Source organism: Thiohalocapsa halophila, assembly GCF_016583825.1.
GTDB lineage: Bacteria > Pseudomonadota > Gammaproteobacteria > Chromatiales > Chromatiaceae > Thiohalocapsa > Thiohalocapsa halophila.
In genome coordinates, this window is the sequence record NZ_NRRV01000001.1 from 118838 (window position 1) to 142581 (window position 23744).

A 23744-nucleotide genomic window follows, 5' to 3' on the forward strand; every position below is an offset into this window, starting at 1 on the left:
CCGCACGCACGCACGCAGCGCAGCTCGGACCGGGCTCGACCCGCACGAGAGGAGTTGCAAATAGATGAAAATGACCAGGCTTGCCACAGACCTGATCCTGATCGTTCTGCTGGTCGCCGTACCGCTGACCAGCGCCTGGGCCACCACCCGCACCGAAGCCGAGGAAGCCATTGCCGAAGCCGAAGCAATGCATGAGAAGGCCCTGGCCGCAGGCGCCGAAGACAGCCAAGCGCAGGACATGATCGACGAGGCCAAGTCCCTGCTGCCTTCCCGGCAATACACCAAGGCGCGAATGATTGCGCAATGGGCAGTCCGTCAGTCGGAGTTCGCAATCAAGGTCGCTGAAGGCGATGCCACCGTCGAGGAAGACAAACAAGCCCAGGCCGAATCCCTCATCGCAGCGGCGGAAGAGGCCCGCAAGAAGGCCGCTTCCGTCGGGGGCGAGTGGCGCGACACCGCCAAAATGATCAAGAGCGCGCGCACGCTGGCTGGTGCCGGCGAATTCGACGAGGCCATCAAAGCCGCCGCAGCAGCCAAGTTCCAGGCAGAGCGCGGCTACGAGCAGGCCATGGAAGAGAAGGGCGCTGGCTTCCCCGACTTCATGCGGAAGGCCATACAGGAATGACGCCCGCCCAGCGCCTGCTGCGTCCCGACCTAATTCGCCCGCGAGAGGAGACAGAAACAATGACCAATGCCATCACCCGTCCCGCGCTCCAACGCCAGGCCCTGCGGCTGGGTGCCACGGTCTGCGGCCTGCTGGCCGCCGGCCTCGCCTGGGGTGCCGACAACATGATCGCGCCGGGCCTCGAATCCGTCGAGGTCGCGCACGACGGCGAGATGGTCGTCGTCAAGCGCGGCCACAACCTCGATGCCACGCTGCCGGAGGCATTCCAGAAGACCGAGCGCGGCTGCCCGCCCTTCTGTGTGCAGCCCATGGAGGCCCTACCCGGCATCGACACCGTCGGCGAGCTGGAGGTGCTGCAGTACCTGGAGCGTATGACGGCCGGCGACGAGCGCATCATGCTCATCGACTCCCGGACCCCGGATTGGGTCATGCGCGGCACCATTCCGGGGGCCGTCAATGTCCCCTGGAACAAGATCAACACCGACGCCGCCGGCACCTTCGAGACCCCCGGCGAGGCGGACACCCTGGTGCAGATCCTCGCCGATCAATTCGGGGCGGACTACGACGCCGGCAGCGACAAGTGGGACTTCAGTGAGGCCAAGACGCTGATCCTCTTCTGCAACGGTATCTGGTGCCCGCAGTCCACCGCCAACCTCAGGACCCTGGCCGACATGGGGTATCCCCTGCACAAGCTGAAGTGGTACCGGGGTGGCATGCAGGACTGGGTGAGTGTCGGCCTGACGACCGTCAAGCCCTGAGCGTCTCCCCGCTCACCCACCCGCACTTCCCAAGGCGCCCGCGGGGCGCCTTTTTTGTCTCCCACCTTTTTTCACCCAATCACCGGCGCAGCCGCCAAGCCGGCCACCCAGCGAACCGCATCCCACCGTCTCACCCGCCGTCTCCCCCACCATCTCCCTGGAGCGCCGGGCGCTCAATCCTCAGCATTGACGCTGGTCGTCTCGGGCGCGCCGGCGTTCGGCTATATTGCGGCGTTACTTCCAACGGGTTGCGAGTCCGTCACGGGCGCGCCCGACCACCGCGCTGAGGCCTGCTGCAATGACCGAATCCGTACGTTGGCTTTCCGAACTGGGCATGGACGATGTCGGCATCGTCGGCGGTAAGAATGCGTCCCTCGGGGAGATGATCCAGCACCTGACGGCCGTGGGCGTGCGCGTGCCGGGGGGCTTCGCGACCACGGCGGCGGCCTATCGGGAATTCCTCGCCGCCAGCGGGCTGGCCGAGCGCATCGCTGCAGAATTGGACAAGCTGGACGTGGATGACATCGCGGCGCTCAGCGAGGCGGGGCCGAAGATCCGCGGCTGGATCATCGAGCAGCCCTTCCCGCCGAGCCTGGACGCGGACATCGAAGCCGCCTACCACGAGCTCGTGGGCCGGGACGGCAACGACGGGGCCTCCTGGGCCATCCGCTCGTCGGCCACGGCCGAGGACTTGCCCGACGCCTCCTTCGCAGGCCAGCAAGAGACTTTCTTGAACATCCAGGGGCTCGACAATGTCAAGCGCGCCATCCGCGAGGTGTTCGCCTCGCTGTACAACGACCGTGCTATCTCATACCGCGTGCACAAGGGCTTCGCACATGCCGATGTGGCATTGTCCGCTGGCGTGCAGCGCATGGTCCGCAGCGACCTGGCCGCCGCGGGCGTGATGTTCACGCTGGACACGGAGTCCGGCTACCGGGATGCGGTTTTCATCACCGCCAGCTACGGCCTCGGCGAGATGGTGGTCCAGGGCGCCGTCAATCCGGACGAGTTCTATGTCCACAAGCCGACGCTGGCAGCCAAGCGCCCGGCCATACTGCGGCGCAGCGTCGGCGACAAGGCGATCCGCATGGTCTACGCGGAGCCCGGCACACCCGATGCCGAGCGATCTCCGGTGCGCACCGAGGACGTACCGCAGGCCGAGCGTCAGCGCTTCAGCCTCACCGACGCCGAGGTCGAAGACCTCGCCCGCCAAGCCATGCTCATCGAGGAGCACTACGGCCGGCCCATGGACATCGAGTGGGCCAAGGACGGCACCGACGGCCTCCTGTACATCGTGCAGGCCCGACCCGAGACGGTGCAGAGCCGCCCGGGCCAAGTCATTGAGCGCTATATCTTGAACGCGCAAGGCGAGGTCCTCGCCACCGGGCGCAGCATCGGCCACCGCATCGGCGCCGGCAAGGCACGGGTGGTGGAGTCCATCCGCGACATGGAGCACGTGGAGCCCGGCGACGTACTGGTCACGGACATGACCGACCCCGACTGGGAGCCCGTCATGAAGCGCGCGGCGGCCATCGTCACCAACCGCGGCGGGCGCACCTGCCATGCGGCCATCATCGCCCGGGAGCTGGGTGTGCCCGCCGTCGTCGGCTGCAACGACGCCACCGACAGAATCCCGGACGGCGCGGATGTGACCGTCTCCTGCGCCGAGGGCGACACCGGCTACATCTTCCAGGGCGCCTTGGACTTCGAGCACAAGACCGCCGAGCTGGACAAGATGCCCGAGGTGCCGGTCAAGGTCATGATGAACGTCGGCAACCCGGAGCGCGCCTTCGCCTTCGCGGCGACACCCAACGCCGGCATCGGCTTGGCCCGGCTGGAATTCATCATCAACAACACCATCGGCATCCATCCCAAGGCGCTGCTGGAGCTCGACGCCCTGCCAGAAGACCTCCAGGCGCAGATCAGACCGCGCATCGCGGCCTACCTGAGCCCGACAGGCACGCCGCGGGACTTCTATGTGATGCGCCTGGCCGAGGGCATCAGCATCCTCGCGGCGGCCTTCGCACCGAGCCCGGTCATCGTGCGCATGTCGGACTTCAAGTCCAACGAGTACGCCAACCTCATCGCGGGCCCGCGCTACGAGCCGGACGAAGAGAACCCGATGATCGGCTTCCGCGGCGCCGGGCGCTATGTGGCGGACGACTTCCGCGAGTGCTTTGCCATGGAGTGCGAGGCGCTCAAGTACGTCCGCGACGAGATGGGCCTCACCAACCTCCAGATCATGATCCCCTTCGTGCGCACCCTGGGGCAGGCCAAGGCCGTGACCGAGGCGCTCGCCGAGCAAGGACTCGAGCGCGGCAAGAACGGCCTCAAGCTGATCATGATGTGCGAGATCCCATCCAACGCGGTGCTCGCCGAGCAGTTCCTGGAGTACTTCGACGGCTTCTCCATCGGCTCCAACGACATGACCCAGCTCACCCTCGGCATCGATCGCGATTCATCCTTGGTGGCCGCCGACTTCGACGAGCGCGACCCGGCCGTCAAGGCCCTGCTCTCCATGGCCATCCAGGCCTGCCGCAAGCAAGGCAAGTATGTCGGCATCTGCGGCCAGGGTCCCTCCGACCACGCCGACTTCGCCGACTGGCTGGTCAAAGAAGGCATCGAGAGCGTCTCCCTGAACCCGGACACCGTCATCGACACCTGGCTGTATCTGGCGGAGCACGCGGGGAAAGGCTGACGCCTGCGGAAGCAGTGCTAGAGTTGTGGCTGAGCTTCCTCGAGAATCCCACCCCGGCTGACCCACACAGACCATGGCAGCACCAAACGCCAGCGCGACCCAACCGGTGCATTTGCGCCTGCCGGCCGGCATGCGGATGGACGATGAGCAGTTCTTCGACTTCTGCGAGGCGAATGCCGATTATCGAATCGAGCGCAACGCGAACGGAGACATCGAGATCATGCCACCCACCGGCGGAGAGACCGGCCGCCGCAACTCGGACCTGATTACGGACCTGAACATCTGGGCACGCCAGGACGGCCGCGGCGTCGTCTTCGACTCATCCACCGGCTTCCGGCTGCCCAATGGCGCCACGCGCTCACCAGACGCCGCTTGGGTCTCCCGGGCGCAGCTCGCGCGCCTCAAAGACGCCGACAAGGACCGTTTCCTGCCCCTGGCACCGGATTTCGTCCTGGAGCTGGCCTCGCCCAACGATGATCCGGTCGCGCTGGACGCGAAGATGCAGGAGTACCGGGCAAACGGTGTGCGTCTCGGCTGGCTACTGATCCCGGCAGACAAGCAGGTGCGCATCTATCGGCCGGCGACACTACCGGCGACGCTGGATGCGCCTGCGAGCTTGGACGGCGATGATGTCCTGGCGGGCCTTGAGCTCGATTTGACACGGATCTGGGAGCCTGCCCTCTGATCCCGATCCGCGGACGCTGCGGCGGGCGGGAGGGCGGAGAAAAGTGTTGGCAGGTCGCCCCGCCCTGCAGGCCCTGCGGATATCGCTGCGTCGCGTTGACGCGGCCTGCCGCGCTTGAGCGCCATTCGAGCCTGGCCCCTTTTCCCTTTTCCGCTGGCGCCTTTTCCGCTGTGTGCGCCCCCCGTAACGCCGGCGCCTAAGCCAACGCGCCTAATCAGAGCGTCCGCGGAACAGGTCGGCAACAGGCAATGTGAAGCGGGGCAGCATGGGCTCTGCCGTGAGGATACCCGCTGGACCGAGCACCTCCAGATCGCCAGGACTATGGTGGCAACTGACGCAACGGCGTTGCGGATCCACCAGCCACACCAGCTCAACGCCGATGCTGAAGTAGTCATCCAGCTTGCTCGCCACCGCCGTCCAGCGGTCGCTGGGGGAGATAATCTCGACAATCAGTTCCGGGGCGACGTCCAGGTAGCCCGCTGGAGATGCCTGCGCGATGCGCTCGTTGGAGACGAAGGCCAAGTCCGCACCGCGCAGCGTATCCGGGCTGCGGCGGATGATGATGCCGGCCTCACCGCTCAGCACGACACCAATCGGGTTGGCGTCCACGTACTGCTGGAGCCTGGCCGTCACCCGGGCCTCGGTGGATGCATGCGGCCAGCCCGTGGGCGGCATCGGCACAAACCTCCCTGCAATGAGCTCTCCGGAGGCGTCGCCGACGAGGTCGGGCAGCTCCTCGATGGTCAAGAGCCGTTCCTGTTCCGGTTTCCAGGCAGCTAGGGTGGACATAGGCGCAGTCATGGCGGCAGGCGAGACGCAGCGCGCAGGTTGCACAGACACTCGCACCTGCTCGGCGTCGAGGTCAGATCATCCCAAGCTTAGTCTGCTGCACGCACGCGTGTCATCTTGATCGCACCTGTCGGCGAATGGCCGCGCAGGCCTGGGCTAGGGAGACGCCGATTATTGGCCGTCCTGGCCCAAAATCGGCACGGGATTCGAAAACGCGGTTTCCGAACGCCTTCATCTTCAGCGGCTTAGGCCGCTGAAAATGGCGGGGCACCCTGCCCCGCACGGGAAACGCCAATAAATCGGCGTTTCCCTAGCTGAGCGAGAAGCCCTAGTTATACGCCACTTCGGCTTGTCTGTGATGTTGAAGCTGGCGCCTGACGGCCTCGGGCAGGTCAAGCTCTGCGAACATCCCGGCACTGTAGAGATAACCTCCGGGCTCGGAGGTATCTTCATCCAGCACGCGGAGCATGGCATGTTTGGCGGCGGCGGAGTCCTCTACCGTTTCGTAGACTTTGCCGACGATGAGGCTGGCCTCGTTGCCGCTGTTGTCGATGCAGATAACAAATTTGCTCATGGAATCAGCCGCTTGATTTTGAGGTCGCGCCGACCTAACCCGTGGGCTTCGAACCAGTGGATTTCAGCGTCGCTGATGGTGCCATCGGCGAGTCTCACGGTGGCGAAACCCTTCATCTTCCGCCAACGCCCGCTGCCGTAGCTGCGATTGAGGTGTTGCCTGATCCGTACCCCGGAACCACTGGCAATGACGACAGCGCCGGTGATCGGGGTGATTATCTCGAATCTCATGCTGTCCGGCTGGCCACCTAACGCTGCCCTTGCAGTCTAGCAGGGGCGGGCCGCGCGGGAGAAAAGGGCGGCAGACCGCCGACACGAATGCGTGAACGGCGCAGCATGCTGGAAGTCCAGCAAGAATTGAGCCCGGTCCCTTGTCCAGCCCCGTTTTCAAGCCGATCGACAACGGCTCGCCCCGTACACGTGAGATGCAGCGCGGCTCAGCGTACCGCATAACCGGCCTGGCGGGGCCAGCCCCACACTCGGCCTTGCCGCGGATTAGCCAAATTCGGAGCGAACTGCCGGCGGCGATGTGCTCAAGCGCTGCGTTGGCAGCCTGCCGCGCCCAGAGGCCGCTGCCACGGCGGCAATGCCGGGCGAAGTCCCCGCCGGAATCTGAGACAATATGCAGCGTTTGTCAGAACGCACGAGGTATTGCATGAGTAAGTACGACGTCTACGCCCTGGGTAACGCACTGGTGGACATGGAGTACGAGGTCCAGCCCGAGGATCTCCAGCACCTGAGCATCGACAAGGGCGTGATGACGCTCGTGGACGAGGCGCACCAGCTGCGCATCATGGAGCATCTGCGCGAGCGCCATCACCAGCGCGGCTCCGGCGGCTCCGCAGCCAACTCCGTGATCGCGCTCTGCCAATTCGGCGGCACCGGCTGGTATTCCTGCAAGGTCGCCAACGACGAGCTCGGCCACTTCTACCTCAAGGATCTCTGCGACGGCGGCGTCGGTACCCGCGACACCACCTTCCTGGAGGAAGGCGACACCGGCCGCTGCGTGGTGCTGGTCACGCCGGACTCCGACCGCACCATGTGCACCTATCTGGGCATCAGCGGCAACCTGTCGCTGCACGAGCTGGACCAGGAGGCGCTGACGGCCTCCGAGTGGTTCTACACCGAGGGCTACCTGGTCACCTCCGACACCGCCCACGTCGCCGCCATCGAGGCCCGCAAGCTCGCCGAGCGCAACGGCGTCAAGACGGCCCTCTCCCTGTCCGACCCCAACATGGTCAAGTTCTTCAAGGACGGCCTCAAGGAGATGATCGGCGAGCGCATGGACATGGTCTTCGCCAACGAGGAAGAGGCCATGGGCATGGCCGAGGCCGACAACCTCGACGACGCCGTCGCCTACATGAAGACCATCGCCCGCGAGTTCGCCATCACCCGCGGCCCCAAGGGCGCGCTGGTTTGGGACGGCGAGCAGGCCATCGACATCGACCCGGTGCCGGTGAAGCCCGTGGACACCGTCGGCGCCGGGGACATGTTTGCGGGGGCCTTCCTCTACGGGCTGACGCAGGGTTGGAGCCATCAGCGCGCAGGCGACTTGGCGTCAGCCGCATCGGCAAAGCTCGTGACCAGTCTTGGACCGCGCATCGGACGTGATGAGACACAGGCCATTCTCACGAAATTCGGGTGAAACCAGTGTATCTTTGCCAATGCTTCGATGAGTATGGACTCACGATCCGACAAGCACGCTGTCAGGCACTTGGAGCGCACCCATGAGACCATTTTTCGCATTTCTACCGGCCCTTCCCCTCTTAGCCACAGCGGCGCCGGCGTTTTCCGATTGTCCCGCTGAAGGTTACGAGACGCTTCTCGGCGCTGCTGCTCTGGGAACAAACATCGCGGGCGAATCCATCAACGCGAACGCACCTGACGGCGAAAACTGGAAGGAGATCCATTGCGGGTCGGGCACCAGCGGTGATCTGCAAAAAGTCGGTCTCGGCCCAAGCGACCCAGTTGATCCACAACGCAAGGTCGGCACGTGGAGCATCGTCGGCGACACCATGCAGTACGCTTACGATGGTGGCGGTGGTACCTACCAATGGCGCATCTACCGCGACGAGAATGCTGACGCCAGCAATGCGCTGTGTTGGCAGGAAAACACCGATGGTGGGGGCGTAATTGCGGAAGGTGATATCACGTCCGTGTCATGCGTGCCGTAAACAGCCACTAATCGACTGTGACCAGGCGGCGAGCTTAGCTCGGACCGACCGTTAGCAGACCGCGACCGACCTAGTGGTCTGCAAGACATCGACGAGTCAGGGCAACGCGGCGGCTGTCATCCCGCCTGAGCTTGGTCAGGCGCTTGCCGGCGCCGCCAGCACGGTGGCGCGGCTGTCCATCGGGCTGCCCGCGCCGCCAGCCGCCCCCTGTGTCTTTCGGCGCCGCCGACGTTGATCGGCCCCACGCAACAGTAGCGTGGCGCAAAACGCCCCCAGATAGAACAACATCGCAGTGCGCGGCGCATCCACGGTGCTGCCGAGCAGACCGACGCTCAGAAATCCCGCCAGCGCACCGGCAAAGGCCACTGCCTCGTAGCGTCCGCCGCGGATCGCCGGCACCACCACAGAGGTCGCAGCGATGAGTAGCACCGCCGTGGCGAGCAAGCCCAGCAGCCCCTGCGCAAAATATGTCTCCACGAACTGCTCGTGGATATGCCAAGCGAGGTCCTGGTCCGTGACGAAGAGCCAGCGCTCTGCACCCTGCTCAAAGCCACCGTTGGTAATCAACTCCTGCCCATCCGGCGACTTCAGGCTCACGTCGTCCAGATCGAGACGCCCCTGCCCCGAGTTGTAGAGGGACAGCTTCACCGGACCATGGGGCCAGCGCCCGCCTCGGCCGACCTGGTCGGTCTGGATGCTTGCGCTCAGTGTCTGCCACTGATCCGCAACTTCCGGCGTCACGCTGCGCCACACGCAGGTAAATGAATACAACAACGCCTTCTCGCACAGCGGAACGCTCAGCTTGGCCTGGACCGCCTCTGCACGTAACCGAACCGTCAGCTCATATGTCGTCCCTGCGCGCGCGGGGACACGCTGATCTAGGTAAACGGGTTCGCCCTTCCCGAGACGCAAGAAACCGTTACCGCCCTCCTCCAGCACTTCGTACGTACCGGCCGGGGTGTCCGGACGCGGCGAGAACAAATAGAGTGCCGGATAACGGCCATAGCCTTCGCCGAAGAGCAAGGTCGGCAGATCGTTATCCATGAGCGCAATGGCGTGTCGCCAATGGGCCAGTCTGGTATCCATATCGGCGCGAGCTTGGGCCAGTCGTTCGCTGGCGAAGCCCGTGGACAGAGCCGGCACGGCAGCGATGCTCACCACACCCAGCAGGCCCAGCAACACCAGCCATTGGCTGCGCACCAATCGGACCCGACCGACCAGCAGGCCGCCCATCACGACCAAGGCGCTGACGGCAAATGCGCCATAGCCTGCGCGGGAGAAGGTCACCAGCATGACGTAGGCCGCCACAGGAACAAGCAAGCCACCTAGCACCTGGAGCCACCGCTGCTGGGCCATCAAAATCCACACCAACAGCATCGGGAAAGTGAACGCCACGTAAGCCTCGATATAGGCACCGCCGTCATTCATGCTCGCGAACGGGCCGGTGACGCGAAACACGTCGTCGAAATCGAACAGCCCGACGTGGACCAGGCGCTCATACAGCACGTTGGCGCAGACCAGAGCGAGTCCGGCTACCGCCCCCGGCAGCACCAACCGAGCCGCGGCCGTGGAGCCCAGCCAGCGCCGATAGCGGCGCAGCAGCGGCACCGCCAGCAGCGCCCAGAGCAGACCCTTGCCCAGGTGCCAGGGCGCAAGCGGCGGATGCGACGACGCCACCGGCAGGTCGCTCCCAGCCGCCGGTGCCAGCCCGATACCCATGGACAGGAGCCAGCTCACCCAAAGCAGCAGCAGCGCCAGCGCGAGCCAGGCATTGGGCAAGCGGGCCGGCTTGACGCCGGAGAGTCGCAGCCCCGCCACGGCGAGCCCCACCAGCACGAAAAGATCGAAGGCGTTGAGCAGGACAAGACCGCTCCAGGGCGTCAGGTCCAGCACCGGCAGTGCAGCCGGCACCACCGCAAGCCAGAGCCAGGGCCAGCGCCAGAGCGCCGCGCCAAAGAACAGCAGCGCCGCTGCGAGCCAGAGCTGGCCCACTGGATAGAGCAGCAGCCCGGCAATGACCGCAGCACCACCGCCGAGTAGATACAGGTAGCCGATGAGCGTTGGCTCGGGCAGCGCCTGCTGCTGCGGCAGCGAAAACGCGATGCCCTGTCTGGCACTGCCCCGCCTGCTGGGCGCAGCCATCGCTGGCTTGGCCGGTGCCGGGGCGTCGGCCGGCACCCGCGAAACAGCTGACAGCGCACCAGAGTCCGCAGCCGATTCCGGACTCGGACCCCGCCGCCCGCCCAGAAGCCCGTGTGCGCTCGCCGGGGTCGGCTCGGCCGACCACCGCGGCACCGGCGCATGCCCGGGCCAGGCTGTCGGGACCTGCCCTGCCCGCGCTGGCTTTATCTGCGACACTACCCGCGCAAACCAGCTTGCCAGCGCCTGCGCCAGCCAGGCCCCGGCGGGGGCGATGAGCAGGTTCGTGGGGTCCGGGCGCGCGCCCGGCGCGAAGAGCTTGCCCGCCTCCACCACCAGCGCCAGGCCGACGGCGATGAGCGGCGCCTGCCAGGCATGCGCCGCCCGCAGCCGACCGCCGTAATGCCAGGCCCAGACAGCCAGACCCACCGGCATATAGAGCGCCAGTTGCGAGAGCAGACTGGTCATGGCCACCGGCTCGGAGGTCCAGTAGTGATAGTAAAACGGCACCCACCCCAGCTCGTCGAGCCTCGCCAGCCCTTGGGCGAGCGACCGCCAAGCGCCGCTCCACCAGCCGGACAGCGCGGTGAGCGCGAGCAGATACGGCACGGCGAGCCCCGGCAGTGCTCGCCGGGTCAGCCCGGCCAAGACCACCAGATCGAGCCGGGTGCTGAGCAGATACCCCACCCAGGCGCCGAACAGCGTTCCAGCCCCGCGCAGCAGCACCGAGAAGCCCTGCGCCTTGCCGGACACCAGGAGCAGCTGCAAGGGCTCCAACAGGAGCCCTGCCCCGATACCCACCAGCGCGAAGCGCACCCAAGACCAGCGCGGATACAGCAGCGCCAGCAGGAATCCGAGCGGCGCGATGGCGAGGACTTCCGCCAGCCAGAACGCAGCACACCGCAGCCATTGCCCGCAGCCGCTCATGAGCCAGGCGTGATTCCGGCTGGTCAGCTGTTCGGCGAGCTCGTCGCCGGAGACGACAAAGTCAAACGGAAAGAGCGAGAAGAGGCCGTAGGCCAGCACGAAGAGCACGAGCGCCGCGAGCACCGACGCACGACCGCCCTCTGCGAACGCAAGCCCCAGGCGCACCACCCGCCAACGCCCGAACAGCCAAAGGCCGACACCGATGCCGGTGCCGAGGGTCTCCGCGAGCAGATCGTTCAACGAGACCGTGCGCGGCGCGAAGAAGATCTGCGCGAGCTCCACCGCGGCCGCCAGGGCCACACCAAGGACGAAGACCGTCAGTGCCCCGATCAGCGCCAGGGCACCATAGGCACGGATGCCGAACAGGGCCGCGCAGGCGAGAAAGCCCAGCGGCACGTAGAGGACGATATTCGCGACCCAGTCCGCGCGGGACGCGGTCCCGAGCTCGAGGAAACGGATGTTGGCGAAGCGCGAGAGCGCCTCGTCGAAGGGCACGGCACGCCATTCCAGCGGCACCAGGCTGCCGTAGACCACGAACCCGAGATAGACCAGGCAAAGCAGCCACCAGCGCGGCTCACGAAAGCCGGCCGCTGGATCTGGATACCGCCCGGCGGGCTGTACGGTATCCCAGTGCATGGTCACGGCCAGGCGGGCCGGTGCGCCAAAGCACCGGCGCCGCGCAAAGCCAGGGCGGCCGCCGCTGAGACCTCACGGCACCGACACCTCCGGCCCCTGGACTGGTGAGTCCTACGGGTGTGCGGGGCTGGAGCGCTCGCGCCCCCGACGAGCCGACGCGCCGTGCTCGCAGGCATCAACCGGCGTCGTTGGAACCCGCGCCTGCGGCCTCGTCGGCGGGCACCGAGCCGAGCGGTGCGGGGCTTGGCTTGCGCGCGAAGCGCCGCGTCGAGTACGCCACCCAGACGGGGTACTGCGCAAAGGTCAGCAATAGCATCACGGCGACATAGGCCGCCGCGTAGCGCAAGAAGAGCTGCAGGTCACTCAGGCCGTACTCGTTGCGGCTGGCGCTCAACAGGAACTCCAGCGCTGAGAGGCGGGAGTCCGGACCCAGCACTTTCGGCTCCGTCGCCAGGAAGGCAACGCTATAGGTCACCACCAGCAGCAGCACCTGTGCGAACACCGCGGCCAGGGTACCGGCAAAGACGCCGGCGAGCCGCTCCGCCAGCACCGACGCCCCAAAGGCCATCAACAACATCCACAGCGAGATGGCGATCCAAGACAGGGGATTCGCGTCCCCCCGCAGCAGCAGGGTCACATTGTCCGTGGCAGCGAGCACGACCACGACCCAGTAGCCAAAGCCCAGAAAGACCACCGCGTAGAGCAGCCACCACAGGAAGCGCAGGGGCTCGTAGGAGCGGTTGATGGCGTAGAGCATCGCGGTGCCCCCGGCGATGGCCACCGAGAACACCAGAAAGACGGCGATGAAGCGCACCAGACGCTCCAGCTCCGCGGGTACGGGCCACAGCGGCATGCCAACCAGGTCGTGCACGCTCTCGATGGGCGTCGCAAACCGGAAGATCAGGAAGATGACCACGGCGTGGGCCAACAGTGCGATCGGGAACAGCCAAGCCCAGGGCTTGGGCTGGCGGATGAGCTGGAGCCCAAACAACGCAGGCGGCCCGAGCGCCAACAGCACCATCACGGCGAACAGCAGCGCTTGCAGCGGCGTGGGACCAGACCCGAAGAGCTCGCGCACGTGATAGGGCACGCCCGGCGTCACCGCCACGGCATAGAGTAATGCCGCGGCCGCCAACAAAATGGCGAGCACGCGGACCGCAAGAAAGGCCAGGGCCTGGCGCCGCTCGGCTCTGCCAAAGACGTGTCGAGGGTTCATGATGCTGTCCCTATGCCGCGCGTCAATACGCCGTGTCGGCGTCAGAAGGCCGCCTCGCAGAGCGCCAAGAGCGTCGCCGGGAACATGCCAAGAACCAGCATGGACAGTCCATTGACGCTCACGGCGATGCGGGCATCACGCGAGCCGTCGACAGCGGCATCCAGCTCCGGCTTGTCGAAGTAGATCATCTTCACCACCCGCAGATAGTAGAAGGCGCCGACGATCGAGAACACCACTGCGACGATGGCCAGCCACACCAGGCCGATGTCGATGACCGCCTGCAGCACCAGCAACTTTGCCATGAAGCCCACCAGCGGCGGCACCCCGGCCATCGAGAACATGACCAGGGTCATCATCGCCGCGAGCCAGGGGTCGCGCTCGCCGAGGCCCTTGAGGTCGTCCAGGTTCTCGGCCTCGAAGCCCTGGTGGGAGATCATCACCAGCACGCCGAAGGCGCCTGCCGCCATCAGGGCATAGACCACGGCATAGAACATGGCCGCGGCATAGCCGTCCGGGGTGCCCGCCAGCAGGCCCAGGAAGATGAAGCCCACATGCGAGATGGTCGAATAGCCGAGCATGCGCTTGATGTTGCTCTGGGCGATGGCGACAACATTGCCGATGGCCAGCGACAGCACCGACAGGATCACCAGGATCTCGGACCACTCGCTGGCCAGGCCCGGCAGGCCATCCACCAGGATGCGCACCGCCATGGCGAAGGCCGCCACCTTCGGCGCGCTGGACAGGAACAAGGCCACCGGCCCGGGCGCGCCCTGGTAGACGTCGGGAATCCACATGTGGAAGGGCACGGCTCCGAACTTGAAGGCGATGCCGATGATGACGAACACCAGCCCGAACACCAGGAAGCGGTTCTCCATGCCCTGGATCGCTACTGCCTCGGCCACCGGCGCGAAGCCCAGCGCCCCAGTGGCGCCGTAGAGCATGGAGATGCCATAGAGCAGCATGCCCGAGCCGAGCGCACCGAGGACGAAGTATTTCATCGCCGCCTCGGCGCCGGTGCTGGAATCCCGATTGAAGGCCACCAGCGCATACAGGCACAGCGCCAGCAGCTCCAGCCCCAGGTACATCACCAGGAAGCCGTTGGCGGAGATCATGATCAGGATGCCGAGCAGCGCGAAGAGCACCAGCACATGGAACTCGCCGACCCACATGTCGCGCTCGCGCATGTAGCGCGCCGAGTAGGCGAAGGCGAGCAGGGTCACCACCAGCACGGCACCCTTGAGCAGGTCGCTCATGGGGTCGCGCACGAAGGCATCGCCGAAGGCGTAGGTCGGCATCGGCCCCCAGGCGAGACCGACGACGCCGACGGCGGCGATGGCGATGCCCAGCCCGGCGAAGCTGATGAGCTGATTGACGTCCTTGCGCTCCTGCGGCAGGTAGAGGTCCACGATCAGCACCACGCAGGCCGTGATCAGCACCACCAGCTCCGGCAGGAGGGTGAAGAGGTCGATGGCTTGGAATCTCATCGGCGGTTTCCTGTCAGTCGGCCTGCGGCGTTACCTGCGCGAGGCCCGCCGGCTGGCCGGCGGACGGCGGCGCGGCCTGCACGCGCACGGCGGCGCTCTCGGGCAGCTTGCTCACCTGCACGTGCTGCACCAAGTGCTGGATGGACGGCTCCATGACGTCCACCAGGGGCTTCGGCCAGATGCCGATGGCCAGCGTCGCCGCGGCGAGCGCGCCCAGATTCAGGGTCTCGCGGCGATTGAGGTCCTTCAGGGCCGCCACTTGGTCGTTGCCCACGGGGCCGAAGACCACCCGCTTGACCATCCACAACGTGAAGGCCGCCGCCAAGATCAGCGTCGTGGCCGCCAGCAGCGCGTACCAGAAGTCCGCCCGGAAGCTGGCGAGGATCACCATGAACTCCCCGACGAAGCCCGACGTGCCCGGCAGCCCAGCATTGGCCATCGCAAAGAAGACCACGAAGGCCCCGAACCAGGGCATGGTGTTGATGACCCCGCCATAGTCGGCGATCTGTCGGGAGTGCATGCGATCGTAGAGCACACCGACGCACAGGAACAGCGCCCCCGAAATGAACCCGTGGGAGATCATCTGCACCATGCCGCCGGAGATGCCCATGGCGGCACCCTCGGCGCTGCCGGTGTGGCGCACGATGCTGAACACCACGAAGAAGCCCAGGGTCACGAAGCCCATGTGGGCGATAGACGAATAGGCGATGAGCTTCTTCATGTCGTCCTGCACCAGCGCCACGAAGCCGATATAGACCACGGCGATGAGCGACAGGGCGATGATGAGCCAATCCAGCGACGCGCTGGCGTCCGGCGTAATGGGCAAGCTGAAGCGCAGGAAGCCGTAGCCGCCGATCTTGAGCATGATGGCCGCCAGGATCACCGAGCCGCCGGTGGGTGCCTCCACGTGCGCATCCGGCAACCAGGTATGCACCGGGAACATCGGCACCTTGACGGCGAAGGCGATGAGGAAGGCCAGAAAGATCAGCACCTGCGCCGTCATGCCGAGCTGGAGGCCGTGGAAGTCCGGAATGCTGAAGCTCTCGGCCTGGAAATACATGTAGATGAGCGCCACCAACATGAACACCGAGCCGAAGAAGGTATAGAGAAAGAACTTGATGGTGGCGTAGACCCGGTTCGGGCCGCCCCAGACCCCGATGATGAGGAACATCGGGATCAGCATCGCCTCCCAGAAGAAATAGAACAGGATGGCATCCAGGGCGGAGAAGACGCCCACCATGATGCCTTCCATGATCAGGAAGGCGCCCATGTAATAGGACGGCCGATAGCTGATCACCTCCCAGCCGGCGACGATCACGAAGATGGTCACGAAGGTGGTCAGCAGGATCAGCGGCATGGAGATGCCATCGACCCCCAGGTAGTACTCGACGTTGATCGCCGGGATCCATTGGGCGCGCTCCACGAACTGCATGTCGGCGGTGCCCGCCTCGAACAGCAGCCAAAGCGGCAGGCTCGCCAGGAAGGCCGCCACGGCCACGCCAAGCGCGATGCGCTTGGTTTGCTCGGCGTTCTTGTCGCCGTTGGCGATCACCGCCAGGCCGCCGATGATGGGCAGCCAGATGACCAGCGTCAGCCAGGGGAATTGGGGCAGCATCCGGGTGTGACTCCTTGCTCGTTATGCTCAGAAGGCGACGAAGAGCGTCAGCAGCGCCACCAGGCCCACGATCATCGCAATGGCGTAGTGGTAGAGGTAGCCGGTCTGCAGGTGGCGCATCACCCCTGCCAGATAGCCCACCATACGCGCCGAGCCGTTGACCACGGCGCCATCGATCAGCGTGCGGTCACCGGTCTTCCACAGGAAGCGGCCGATGTCGAGCCCGCCGCCGGCGAAGACCTTTTGGTTGAAGTCGTCGAAGCCGTACTTGTCCTGCAGCACCCGGGTGAGCCAGCCGCCCTTGGCCTGAAGCTCGGCATCGATGCTCGGATTGCGCTTGTGCAACACCAGCCAGACCACTGTCGCCAGCACCAGCCCGCCCATGGACAGCCAGAACGGCAGTGCACCCATACCGTGCAGGATGAACGCCACCTGCCCATGCCAGTGCTCCGCCAGGTGGTGCAGGGAGTCGTGCTCGGGCTTGACGTAGATGGCGTCGCCGAGCCAGTTGTTGACCAACAGGGGCTCAACAGTCAGCCAGCCGATGGCGATGGAGGGCACCGCCAGCGCAATCAGCGGCACGGTGACCACCCAGGGCGTCTCGTGCAGGTGCGAGCGGGTGTGCTCGTCCATGCGCGGCTTGCCGTGGAAGACCAGGTAGTACATCCGGAAGCTGTAGAGCGCCGTCACGAAGGCGCCGACGGTGAGCAGCAGCCAGGCGATGCCGGCGCCGACGATATGGGAATCACCCACCGCCTCGATGATGGCGTCCTTGGAGAAGAAGCCGGAGAAGCCCGGAAAGGCGATGAGCGCCAGGGAGCCGATGAGCGCCGTGGCCCAGGTGATGGGCATGTACTTGCGAAGCCCGCCCATGTTGCGGATGTCCTGATCATGGTGCATCGCGATGATCACCGACCCCGCCGCCAGGAACAGCAGCGCCTTGAAGAAGGCATGGGTCATGAGGTGGAAGATGCCGGCGGCATAGGCCGACGCGCCCAGGGCCGCGGTCATGTAGCCGAGCTGCGAGAGGGTCGAGTAGGCCACCACCCGCTTGATGTCGTTCTGCACCAGGCCGATGAGCCCCATGAAAAAGGCGGTGATGGCCCCCACCAGCAGCACGAAGGACAGCGCGGTGGCCGAGAGCTCGAACAGCGGCGACATCCGCGCCACCATGAAGATGCCGGCCGTGACCATGGTGGCGGCATGGATCAGCGCCGAGATGGGCGTCGGGCCTTCCATGGAATCCGGCAGCCAGACATGCAGCGGCACCTGTGCCGACTTCCCCATGGCGCCGATAAAGAGCAGGATGCACACCAGCGTCATCAGCGACACGCCACCGAAGACGGCCACTTGCGTATCCGCCAGCTCGGGGGCCTTGGCGAAGACCTCGGCATAGTCCATGGAGCCGAAATACATGCCGATGGCGGCGATGCCCAGGATAAACCCGAAGTCACCCACCCGGTTCACCAGAAAGGCCTTGAGGTTGGCGAAGATTGCGGACTCCCGCACCGACCAGAAGCCGATCAACAGATAGGATACCAGGCCCACCGCCTCCCAGCCGAAGAACAACTGCATGAAGTTGTTCGACATCACCAGCATCAGCATGGAGAAGGTGAACAGCGAGATATAGGCGAAGAAGCGCTGATAGCTGTTGCGCCCGGTGAGCGCCCCCTCCGGCCAGTTGTGGTCGTCGTCGGCCATGTAGCCAATGGTGTAGACATGCACCATCAGCGACACGAAGGTCACGGTGGCCATCATCAGCGCCGTCAGCCGGTCCACCAGGAAGCCGATCTCGAAGTGCATGCCGTCGGACACCAGCCAAGTGTAGACGGCGCCGTTGAAGGTCTGGGCGTCGCCCCAGATGAAGCGCGCCAGCACCCACAGCGACAGCACGGCGGACACACCCACGCCGGCGATGGTGGCCCGATGCGACCAGACCCGGCCGATGCGACCGCCGAAGAAGCCGGCGGCGATGGCGCCCGCCAGCGGCGCCAGCACAATGATGAGATAGATGAGCTTCATCGCCGTCAGCCCTTCAGCAGGTCGAGGTCATCGACGTTGATGGTGCCCCGGGCGCGGAACAGCACCACCAGGATGGCAAGACCGATGGCGGCCTCGGCGGCGGCGACGGTGAGGATGAAGAACACGAAGATCTGCCCGGCCCCGTCCTGCAGGAAATGCGAGAAGGCGACGAAGTTCATGTTCACCGCAAGCAGCATCAGCTCGATGCACATCAAGAGCACAATGACATTCTTGCGGTTCAGGAAGATGCCCGCCACCGAAATGGAAAAAAGCACGGCGCCGAGCAGCAGATAATCCGAGAGCGCAATCATGGCGCCATCTCCTTGTCCTCGTCGTTCTGTGTCTTGGGCTCCTCGGCGGCCACCGGCCGCGGGATCTGCTCCGCCGGCATGGAGACCATGCGAATGCGATCCGGCCCTTTACGCACCTTCACCTGCACGCCCGGGTCCAGATACTTGGTGTCCGGGCGCCGGCGCAGCGTCAGCCGTATGGCCGCGACGATGGCCACCAGCAGGATCACCGCGGCGATCTCGAACTGATAGACGTAGACGGTGTACAGGTTGAGCCCCAGCTCCGAGGTGTTGCTGAAGTCCGCGGGCTTGGGCGCCGGCTTGGGGAAGGCCTCGAGGCCGAAGCTCGACGGTCCCAGCACCAGAAAGAGGTTGAACACCATGAGCGCGGCGATGCCCAAGCCCAGCGGCAGATGCTTGATGAATTGCGCACGCATCGCCGCGATGTCGACATCCAGCATCATGACGACGAACAGGAACAGCACCATGACGGCGCCGACGTACACCAGCACCAGCGCAATGCCGAGGAACTCGGCCTCGATGAGCAGCCACAGCGCCGCGCTGCTGGCGAAGGCGAGCACCAGATAGAGCACGGCGTGCACCGGGTTGCGACGGGTCACGACCATCCCCGCTGCGAATACGGTTATGGCCGCGAACACGTAGAACAGAAACTTCTCGAAACCCATGGGATATCCGCTGCTGAGCCCGGGCGATCGTCCATGATCGCATCCGGGCGGAGATGGCGCTCGAAAACGGCGCCGCGCAGAAGGGGATGGCTGCGCGCGCCGCGCTAGCCTGTTGTGCGCTCGGGCGCGGCGCGCTCGGCCTTGCGGAGCGGGCGGCGCGCTCGCGCCCGCACCGTTGCGGCTCGGATTGCCGTTACCGCGACCTCAGCGATAGGGCGCATCCGCGGCGCGGGCCGCGGCGATGTCGGCCTCGTACTTGTCCCCCACGGCGAGGAGCTTGTCCTTGGTCATGATGTTCTCGCCGCGATTTTCGAAATGATATTCGTAGATGCCGGTCTCGACGATGGAGTCCACCGGGCAGGACTCCTCGCAGAAGCCGCAGTAGATGCACTTGAACAGGTCGATATCGTACCGCGTCGTCCGCCGCGAGCCATCGGCGCGGGGCTCCGCCTCGATGGTGATGGCCAGCGCCGGGCAGGTCGCCTCGCAGAGCTTGCAGGCGATGCAGCGCTCCTCGCCGTTGGGATAGCGGCGCAGGGCATGCAGTCCGCGGAAGCGCGGCGAGATGGGCGCCTTCTCCTCCGGATACTGGACCGTGAACTTGCGCTTGAAGAGGTAGCGACCCGTGAGCCCCATGCCGCGGAGCAGCTCCGTCAGCAGCAGGCTGTCGACGTATTGGCGTGCGGTGTCAAGCATAGTGTCGGGTGTCGGGTGTCGGGTGTCGGGTGTCGGGTGTCGAGTATCGAGTTGCGAGTTTCGGGTTTCGAGTTTCGAGGATCGAGTACCGAGGACGGCGTCCAGGCTGTGTCGGAGCCCGCGGCCTTGTTCTTCCTCGTCACTCGCAACTCGCAACTCGCCATCAATTCCACCACGGCGGCAGGCCCACCAGCACGGCTAGGGCCACCACCAGGATCCAGACGATCGTGATGGGGATGAAGACCTTCCAGCCCAGGCGCATGATCTGGTCGTAGCGGTAGCGCGGGAAGGTCGCCCGCAGCCACAGGAACACGAACATGAAGAAGAAGGTCTTCAGCACGATCCAGACGATGCCGGGCACCCAGGCGGTGGCCGCCCCGAGCACCGGAATGCCCTGCAAGGGCGACAGCCAGCCGCCGAAGAAGAGCAGCGTCGTCAACATGGCGATCAGCACCATGTTGGCGTACTCGGCGAGGAAGAAGATCGCGAAGGCCATGCCGGAGTACTCGACATGGAATCCGGCGACGATCTCGGACTCGCCCTCGGCGACATCGAAGGGGGCGCGGTTGGTCTCGGCGACGCCGGAGATGAAGTAGACGCCGAACAACGGCAGCAGAGGCAGCCAGAACCAGGTCAGGAAGCTGCCGGACTGGGCCTCGACGATGGCGCTCAGGTTCAGGCTGCCGGCGGCCACCAGCACCCCCACCAGTGCAAAGCCCATGGCGATCTCGTAGGCCACGATCTGCGCCGCCGCGCGCATGGCCCCCAGCAGCGCGTATTTGGAGTTGGACGCCCAGCCGGCGATGATGACGCCGTAGACGCCTAGCGAGGTCAGCGCCAGCACGTACAGCAGCCCGGCGTTGATGTCCGCCAGCACCACGCCGGCATCGAAGGGCACCACGGCCCAGGCCGCCAGCGCCGGCACGATGGAGATCAGCGGCGCCAGCAGGAACAGGCCCTTGTTGGCCTTGCTCGGGACGATGATCTCCTTCACCAGGAGCTTCAGCGCGTCGGCGATGGGCTGGAGCAGTCCGCGCCAGCCCACCCGGTTGGGGCCGATGCGCACCTGGATGTAGCCGATGACCTTGCGCTCGGCGTAGGTGTAGTAGGCCACCACGCCGAGCAGCGGCAGGACGATGGTCATGGCCGCGATAATGCTCTGAAGCGGCAGCGGCAGGGCATTCCAGAGATCCATCATGCCGGCTGCCCTCCGAGCATCTGGGTGGCGGCGAGCTGCGAGGCGTCGGCCTTGGCAACGGCGATGGGTCCCATTGCCGGGCCGAGGACGCCGCTGCCGGGCACCGCCGCCGGCACGCGGGCGGCGCCCGGCGCCACGGCATCGTCGATCACCACCGGCACCACGGTATGGCGCTCGCCCTGGGCCACCTCGGCGGCATCGCCGTCGGCGAGACCGAGGCCGGCGGCGGTATCCGGATGCAGATGCAGCGCCAGGGGCTCGGCCAGCGGCGTGTGCTGAAGCGCCGGCGCCGCGCGCACCGTTTGATCCCCCGCGTAGATGGGCACATTGCCCACGCGCATCAGCCCGTCGGGCGCCGGCAGCGGCTGTTTCAGACCGTAGTCGCCACGGCGGGCGTTGTCCGGCTGAGTCCCGCCGTCGCAGACCTGCGCGCCCCCGCCCCGGGTCTGCGCACACAGCGCGGCCAGCTCGTCGTGCACCTGCTTGCCGCTGCTGTAGTGAAAGCCGTCCAGCTCCAGTATGTTGCCCAGCACCCGCAGCACCTTCCACCCGGGACGGGCGTCGCCCGCCGGCGGCACGGCACCCTGGAAGCGCTGCCAACGCCCTTCGGCGTTGACGAAGGTGCCGGAGGTCTCGGCGAAAGCGGCGATGGGCAGCAGGATGTCGCAGGCCGCCTCGAGGTCCGGCGTGCGGAAGGCGCTGCAGCCGATGACCTGCGCCGCGCCCGCCAGCGCCTCCCGCGCACGCGACGGATCAAACAGGTCCAGCTCCGGCGACAGCCCCCAGAGCACATAGGTCTGGCGGGGCTCGGTGATCATCGCCAGCGCATCCAGCCCGGGCGCCTCCAACGCCTGCGCACCCGGCCCGAGGTGCGGCGCGGCACCGGCGAGGGCGGCACCGACGCTGTTGGCCGCCACCGGCAGGAAGCCGAGCCGGCAGCCGGCGGCATCGGCCACCAGGTAGGCCAGCTCCTTCAGCAGGGTGTAGTCCGGGTCCGCCTCGGCCAGGGCGCCCAAGAGCACCAGGCCGCGGCCCTGCTCGCCGGCGGCTCGGAGCTCCTCGGCGAGGCGCGTCTCGGCCTCGGCGGGCTGCGCACCCGAAATCAAGCTGCCGGCGGCCCCCTCGGCACTGGCGGACAGCGCTCGGGCCACGGCGGCCAGGCGCACGCTGAGGCGCCCGGGCGGTGCCGTGAGTTGTCGCGCCGGATGGGTCAGCGCCAGCTCATAGGGGTTCAAAAAGCTGACGGCGGCATCGTCCAGCACCGCTTTGCGCAGCCGATGGGCCAGCAGCGGCTGCTCCTGGCGAATGTCGCTGCCCACCACGAGCACGGCCTGCTGGCGCTCCAGCTCGGCGATGGGCAGGCCGAGCCAGGGTACGGCGGGATCGGCGCGATCGCCGCGGAAGTCCTGCCGGCGCAGTCGGGTGTCGATGTGGCGCCCGCCGAGGCCGCGCAGCAGGCGCTGGGCCAGATAGGCCTCCTCCAGCGTCGCATTGGGCGCCATGAGCCAGCCGATCTGGTCCGGGTCGGACCCGCGCAGCACATCGGCCGTCAGATGCAGGGCTGCCTGCCAGTCCAGGGCCTCCCAGGTGCCGTCGGCACGCTTGCGCAGGGGCTCGGTGAGCCGGGTATCGCTGCTCAAGCCCTCGTAGCTGAAGCGGTCGCGGTCGGAGATCCAGGTCTCGTTGACCGGCTCGTTGTCCCGCGGGTGCACGCGCATGACCTGCTCGCCGCGGATGTGCAGGTACAGGTTGGAGCCCACCGCGTCGTGGGGCGCGATACCCTCCTCGGACGTGAGCTCCCAGGCCCTTGCCGTGAACCGGTAGGGCTTGGAGGTCAGCGCGCCCACCGGGCACAGGTCGATGACGTTGCCGGAGAGCTCGTGCGCCACCGCACTCTCGACATAGGTGCCGATGCGCATGTCCTCGCCGCGGCCCGTAGCGCCGAGCTCGCGCACACCGGCGATCTCCGCACCGAAGCGCACGCAGCGGGTGCAGTGGATGCAGCGGGTCATGTCCGTGGCGATCAGCGGCCCCAGGTCCTCGTCCTTGACCACGCGCTTGCGCTCGGAGAAGCGCGAGACGTCTTCGCCATAGCCCATGGAGACGTCCTGCAGCTCGCACTCGCCGCCCTGATCGCAGATGGGGCAGTCCAGCGGGTGGTTGATGAGCAGGAACTCCATGGTGCCGCGCTGGGCGTCCAGCGCCTTCGCCGAGCGCGTCTGCACCTTCATGCCCTCGGCCACCGGCGTGGCGCAGGCGGGCACGGGCTTGGGGAAGGGCCGTCCGCCGGCTTCCGCTTCCACCAGGCACATGCGGCAATTGGCCGCAATGGAGAGCTTCTCGTGGTAGCAGAAGCGCGGAATCGGGATACCCTCGCGGTCGGCCACTGCGATGATCATCTCGCCGGCGGCCGCCTCGCAGGTCCGGCCGTCGATCTCGATGCTGATCTGCTCCGCCATGATGGTCTGCTTCCGCTCCAAGGCCCATTCGGGGCTGCTGGTTGTAGGCACCCATCCTTTGGGATCTGTCTCGC

General features: G+C 66.3%; 19 protein-coding genes. 6 read left to right on the plus strand and 13 right to left on the minus strand.

Annotated features, from left to right (window positions below; translation table 11 throughout):
- Nucleotides 1–64 precede the first annotated feature (64 nt).
- The 4 genes from CKO31_RS00565 to CKO31_RS00580 all read left to right on the plus strand — a co-directional run bounded on the left by CKO31_RS00565 (nt 65) and on the right by CKO31_RS00580 (nt 4766).
- Entirely contained in the window at nt 65–625 is a 561-nt protein-coding gene (locus CKO31_RS00565; protein WP_200232976.1) for a hypothetical protein, read from the plus strand.
- A gap of 59 nt (nt 626–684) precedes the next feature.
- Nucleotides 685–1383, plus strand: a complete 699-nt coding sequence (locus CKO31_RS00570; RefSeq protein ID WP_200232979.1) for a rhodanese-like domain-containing protein — start codon at nt 685–687, stop codon at nt 1381–1383.
- 298 nt (nt 1384–1681) lie between these two features.
- Nucleotides 1682–4081, plus strand: a complete 2400-nt coding sequence (gene ppsA / locus CKO31_RS00575) for a phosphoenolpyruvate synthase (RefSeq protein ID WP_200232982.1) — start codon at nt 1682–1684, stop codon at nt 4079–4081.
- Between the two features lie 73 nt (nt 4082–4154).
- On the plus strand, nt 4155–4766 hold the full coding sequence (locus CKO31_RS00580; RefSeq protein ID WP_242475035.1) for a Uma2 family endonuclease: 612 nt from the start codon (nt 4155–4157) through the stop codon (nt 4764–4766).
- A gap of 210 nt (nt 4767–4976) precedes the next feature.
- On the opposite strand, the gene CKO31_RS00585 is transcribed toward CKO31_RS00580, so the two are convergent.
- The 3 genes from CKO31_RS00585 to CKO31_RS00595 all read right to left on the minus strand — a co-directional run bounded on the left by CKO31_RS00585 (nt 4977) and on the right by CKO31_RS00595 (nt 6359).
- Nucleotides 4977–5513, minus strand: a complete 537-nt coding sequence (locus tag CKO31_RS00585) for a Uma2 family endonuclease (RefSeq protein ID WP_200232983.1) — start codon at nt 5511–5513, stop codon at nt 4977–4979.
- Between the two features lie 370 nt (nt 5514–5883).
- The gene (locus CKO31_RS00590; RefSeq protein WP_200232984.1) at nt 5884–6129 is read right to left on the minus strand and encodes a hypothetical protein; all 246 of its coding nucleotides are present in this window, start codon (nt 6127–6129) and stop codon (nt 5884–5886) included.
- Entirely contained in the window at nt 6126–6359 is a 234-nt protein-coding gene (locus CKO31_RS00595) for a hypothetical protein (protein WP_200232985.1), read from the minus strand. The genes CKO31_RS00590 and CKO31_RS00595 overlap by 4 nt, the downstream gene beginning before the upstream one ends.
- A 424-nt stretch (nt 6360–6783) precedes the next feature.
- Between CKO31_RS00595 and CKO31_RS00600 the strand changes: the two genes are divergently transcribed.
- Together CKO31_RS00600 and CKO31_RS00605 are read left to right on the plus strand one after the other, a co-directional pair.
- Complete coding sequence (locus CKO31_RS00600) at nt 6784–7773, plus strand: adenosine kinase (protein ID WP_200232991.1); 990 nt, start codon at nt 6784–6786, stop codon at nt 7771–7773.
- Between the two features lie 82 nt (nt 7774–7855).
- A complete protein-coding gene (locus tag CKO31_RS00605) occupies nt 7856–8302 on the plus strand; it encodes a hypothetical protein (RefSeq protein WP_200232993.1) in 447 nt (148 codons plus the stop codon).
- Nucleotides 8303–8437: 135 nt separating this feature from the next.
- Here the strand turns inward: CKO31_RS00605 and CKO31_RS00610 are convergent, their stop codons facing one another.
- The 10 genes from CKO31_RS00610 to nuoG all read right to left on the minus strand — a co-directional run bounded on the left by CKO31_RS00610 (nt 8438) and on the right by nuoG (nt 23670).
- On the minus strand, nt 8438–12004 hold the full coding sequence (locus CKO31_RS00610; protein ID WP_242475049.1) for a VanZ family protein: 3567 nt from the start codon (nt 12002–12004) through the stop codon (nt 8438–8440).
- 175 nt (nt 12005–12179) lie between these two features.
- Entirely contained in the window at nt 12180–13220 is a 1041-nt protein-coding gene (locus tag CKO31_RS00615; RefSeq protein WP_200232998.1) for a hypothetical protein, read from the minus strand.
- Nucleotides 13221–13261: 41 nt separating this feature from the next.
- The gene (gene nuoN / locus CKO31_RS00620; RefSeq protein WP_200233001.1) at nt 13262–14704 is read right to left on the minus strand and encodes an NADH-quinone oxidoreductase subunit NuoN; all 1443 of its coding nucleotides are present in this window, start codon (nt 14702–14704) and stop codon (nt 13262–13264) included.
- Between the two features lie 13 nt (nt 14705–14717).
- Nucleotides 14718–16319 (minus strand): NADH-quinone oxidoreductase subunit M, encoded by a 1602-nt coding sequence (locus CKO31_RS00625; RefSeq protein ID WP_200233003.1) that lies wholly within the window; start codon nt 16317–16319, stop codon nt 14718–14720.
- Between the two features lie 27 nt (nt 16320–16346).
- Nucleotides 16347–18341: an NADH-quinone oxidoreductase subunit L gene (gene nuoL / locus CKO31_RS00630; RefSeq protein ID WP_200233008.1), complete on the minus strand. Its 1995-nt coding sequence runs from the start codon at nt 18339–18341 to the stop codon at nt 16347–16349.
- Between the two features lie 5 nt (nt 18342–18346).
- Entirely contained in the window at nt 18347–18652 is a 306-nt protein-coding gene (nuoK, locus tag CKO31_RS00635; RefSeq protein WP_058554643.1) for an NADH-quinone oxidoreductase subunit NuoK, read from the minus strand.
- Nucleotides 18649–19317 carry an NADH-quinone oxidoreductase subunit J gene (locus tag CKO31_RS00640; RefSeq protein WP_200233010.1) on the minus strand — a complete coding sequence of 223 codons (669 nt, stop codon included), beginning with the start codon at nt 19315–19317 and terminating at the stop codon, nt 18649–18651. Before CKO31_RS00640 ends, nuoK begins: the two co-directional genes overlap by 4 nt.
- A gap of 204 nt (nt 19318–19521) precedes the next feature.
- Complete coding sequence (gene nuoI, locus CKO31_RS00645) at nt 19522–20013, minus strand: NADH-quinone oxidoreductase subunit NuoI (protein ID WP_200233013.1); 492 nt, start codon at nt 20011–20013, stop codon at nt 19522–19524.
- Nucleotides 20014–20176: 163 nt separating this feature from the next.
- The gene (gene nuoH / locus CKO31_RS00650) at nt 20177–21211 is read right to left on the minus strand and encodes an NADH-quinone oxidoreductase subunit NuoH (protein ID WP_200233016.1); all 1035 of its coding nucleotides are present in this window, start codon (nt 21209–21211) and stop codon (nt 20177–20179) included.
- Nucleotides 21208–23670, minus strand: a complete 2463-nt coding sequence (gene nuoG / locus CKO31_RS00655; protein ID WP_200233018.1) for an NADH-quinone oxidoreductase subunit NuoG — start codon at nt 23668–23670, stop codon at nt 21208–21210. The genes nuoH and nuoG overlap by 4 nt, the downstream gene beginning before the upstream one ends.
- Nucleotides 23671–23744: the final 74 nt, after the last annotated feature.

Bases quoted from the DNA above. Each gene is read 5' to 3' on its own strand.
- CKO31_RS00565 (WP_200232976.1), top strand. From the start codon at position 65: ATGAAAATGACCAGGCTTGCCACAGACCTGATCCTGATCGTTCTGCTG.
- CKO31_RS00570 (WP_200232979.1), top strand. From the start codon at position 685: ATGACCAATGCCATCACCCGTCCCGCGCTCCAACGCCAGGCCCTGCGG.
- ppsA (WP_200232982.1), top strand. From the start codon at position 1,682: ATGACCGAATCCGTACGTTGGCTTTCCGAACTGGGCATGGACGATGTC.
- CKO31_RS00580 (WP_242475035.1), top strand. From the start codon at position 4,155: ATGGCAGCACCAAACGCCAGCGCGACCCAACCGGTGCATTTGCGCCTG.
- CKO31_RS00590 (WP_200232984.1), bottom strand. From the start codon at position 6,129: ATGAGCAAATTTGTTATCTGCATCGACAACAGCGGCAACGAGGCCAGC.
- CKO31_RS00595 (WP_200232985.1), bottom strand. From the start codon at position 6,359: ATGAGATTCGAGATAATCACCCCGATCACCGGCGCTGTCGTCATTGCC.
- CKO31_RS00600 (WP_200232991.1), top strand. From the start codon at position 6,784: ATGAGTAAGTACGACGTCTACGCCCTGGGTAACGCACTGGTGGACATG.
- CKO31_RS00605 (WP_200232993.1), top strand. From the start codon at position 7,856: ATGAGACCATTTTTCGCATTTCTACCGGCCCTTCCCCTCTTAGCCACA.
- CKO31_RS00610 (WP_242475049.1), bottom strand. From the start codon at position 12,004: ATGCACTGGGATACCGTACAGCCCGCCGGGCGGTATCCAGATCCAGCG.
- CKO31_RS00615 (WP_200232998.1), bottom strand. From the start codon at position 13,220: ATGAACCCTCGACACGTCTTTGGCAGAGCCGAGCGGCGCCAGGCCCTG.
- nuoN (WP_200233001.1), bottom strand. From the start codon at position 14,704: ATGAGATTCCAAGCCATCGACCTCTTCACCCTCCTGCCGGAGCTGGTG.
- CKO31_RS00625 (WP_200233003.1), bottom strand. From the start codon at position 16,319: ATGCTGCCCCAATTCCCCTGGCTGACGCTGGTCATCTGGCTGCCCATC.
- nuoL (WP_200233008.1), bottom strand. From the start codon at position 18,341: ATGAAGCTCATCTATCTCATCATTGTGCTGGCGCCGCTGGCGGGCGCC.
- nuoK (WP_058554643.1), bottom strand. From the start codon at position 18,652: ATGATTGCGCTCTCGGATTATCTGCTGCTCGGCGCCGTGCTTTTTTCC.
- CKO31_RS00640 (WP_200233010.1), bottom strand. From the start codon at position 19,317: ATGGGTTTCGAGAAGTTTCTGTTCTACGTGTTCGCGGCCATAACCGTA.
- nuoI (WP_200233013.1), bottom strand. From the start codon at position 20,013: ATGCTTGACACCGCACGCCAATACGTCGACAGCCTGCTGCTGACGGAG.
- nuoH (WP_200233016.1), bottom strand. From the start codon at position 21,211: ATGATGGATCTCTGGAATGCCCTGCCGCTGCCGCTTCAGAGCATTATC.
- nuoG (WP_200233018.1), bottom strand. From the start codon at position 23,670: ATGGCGGAGCAGATCAGCATCGAGATCGACGGCCGGACCTGCGAGGCG.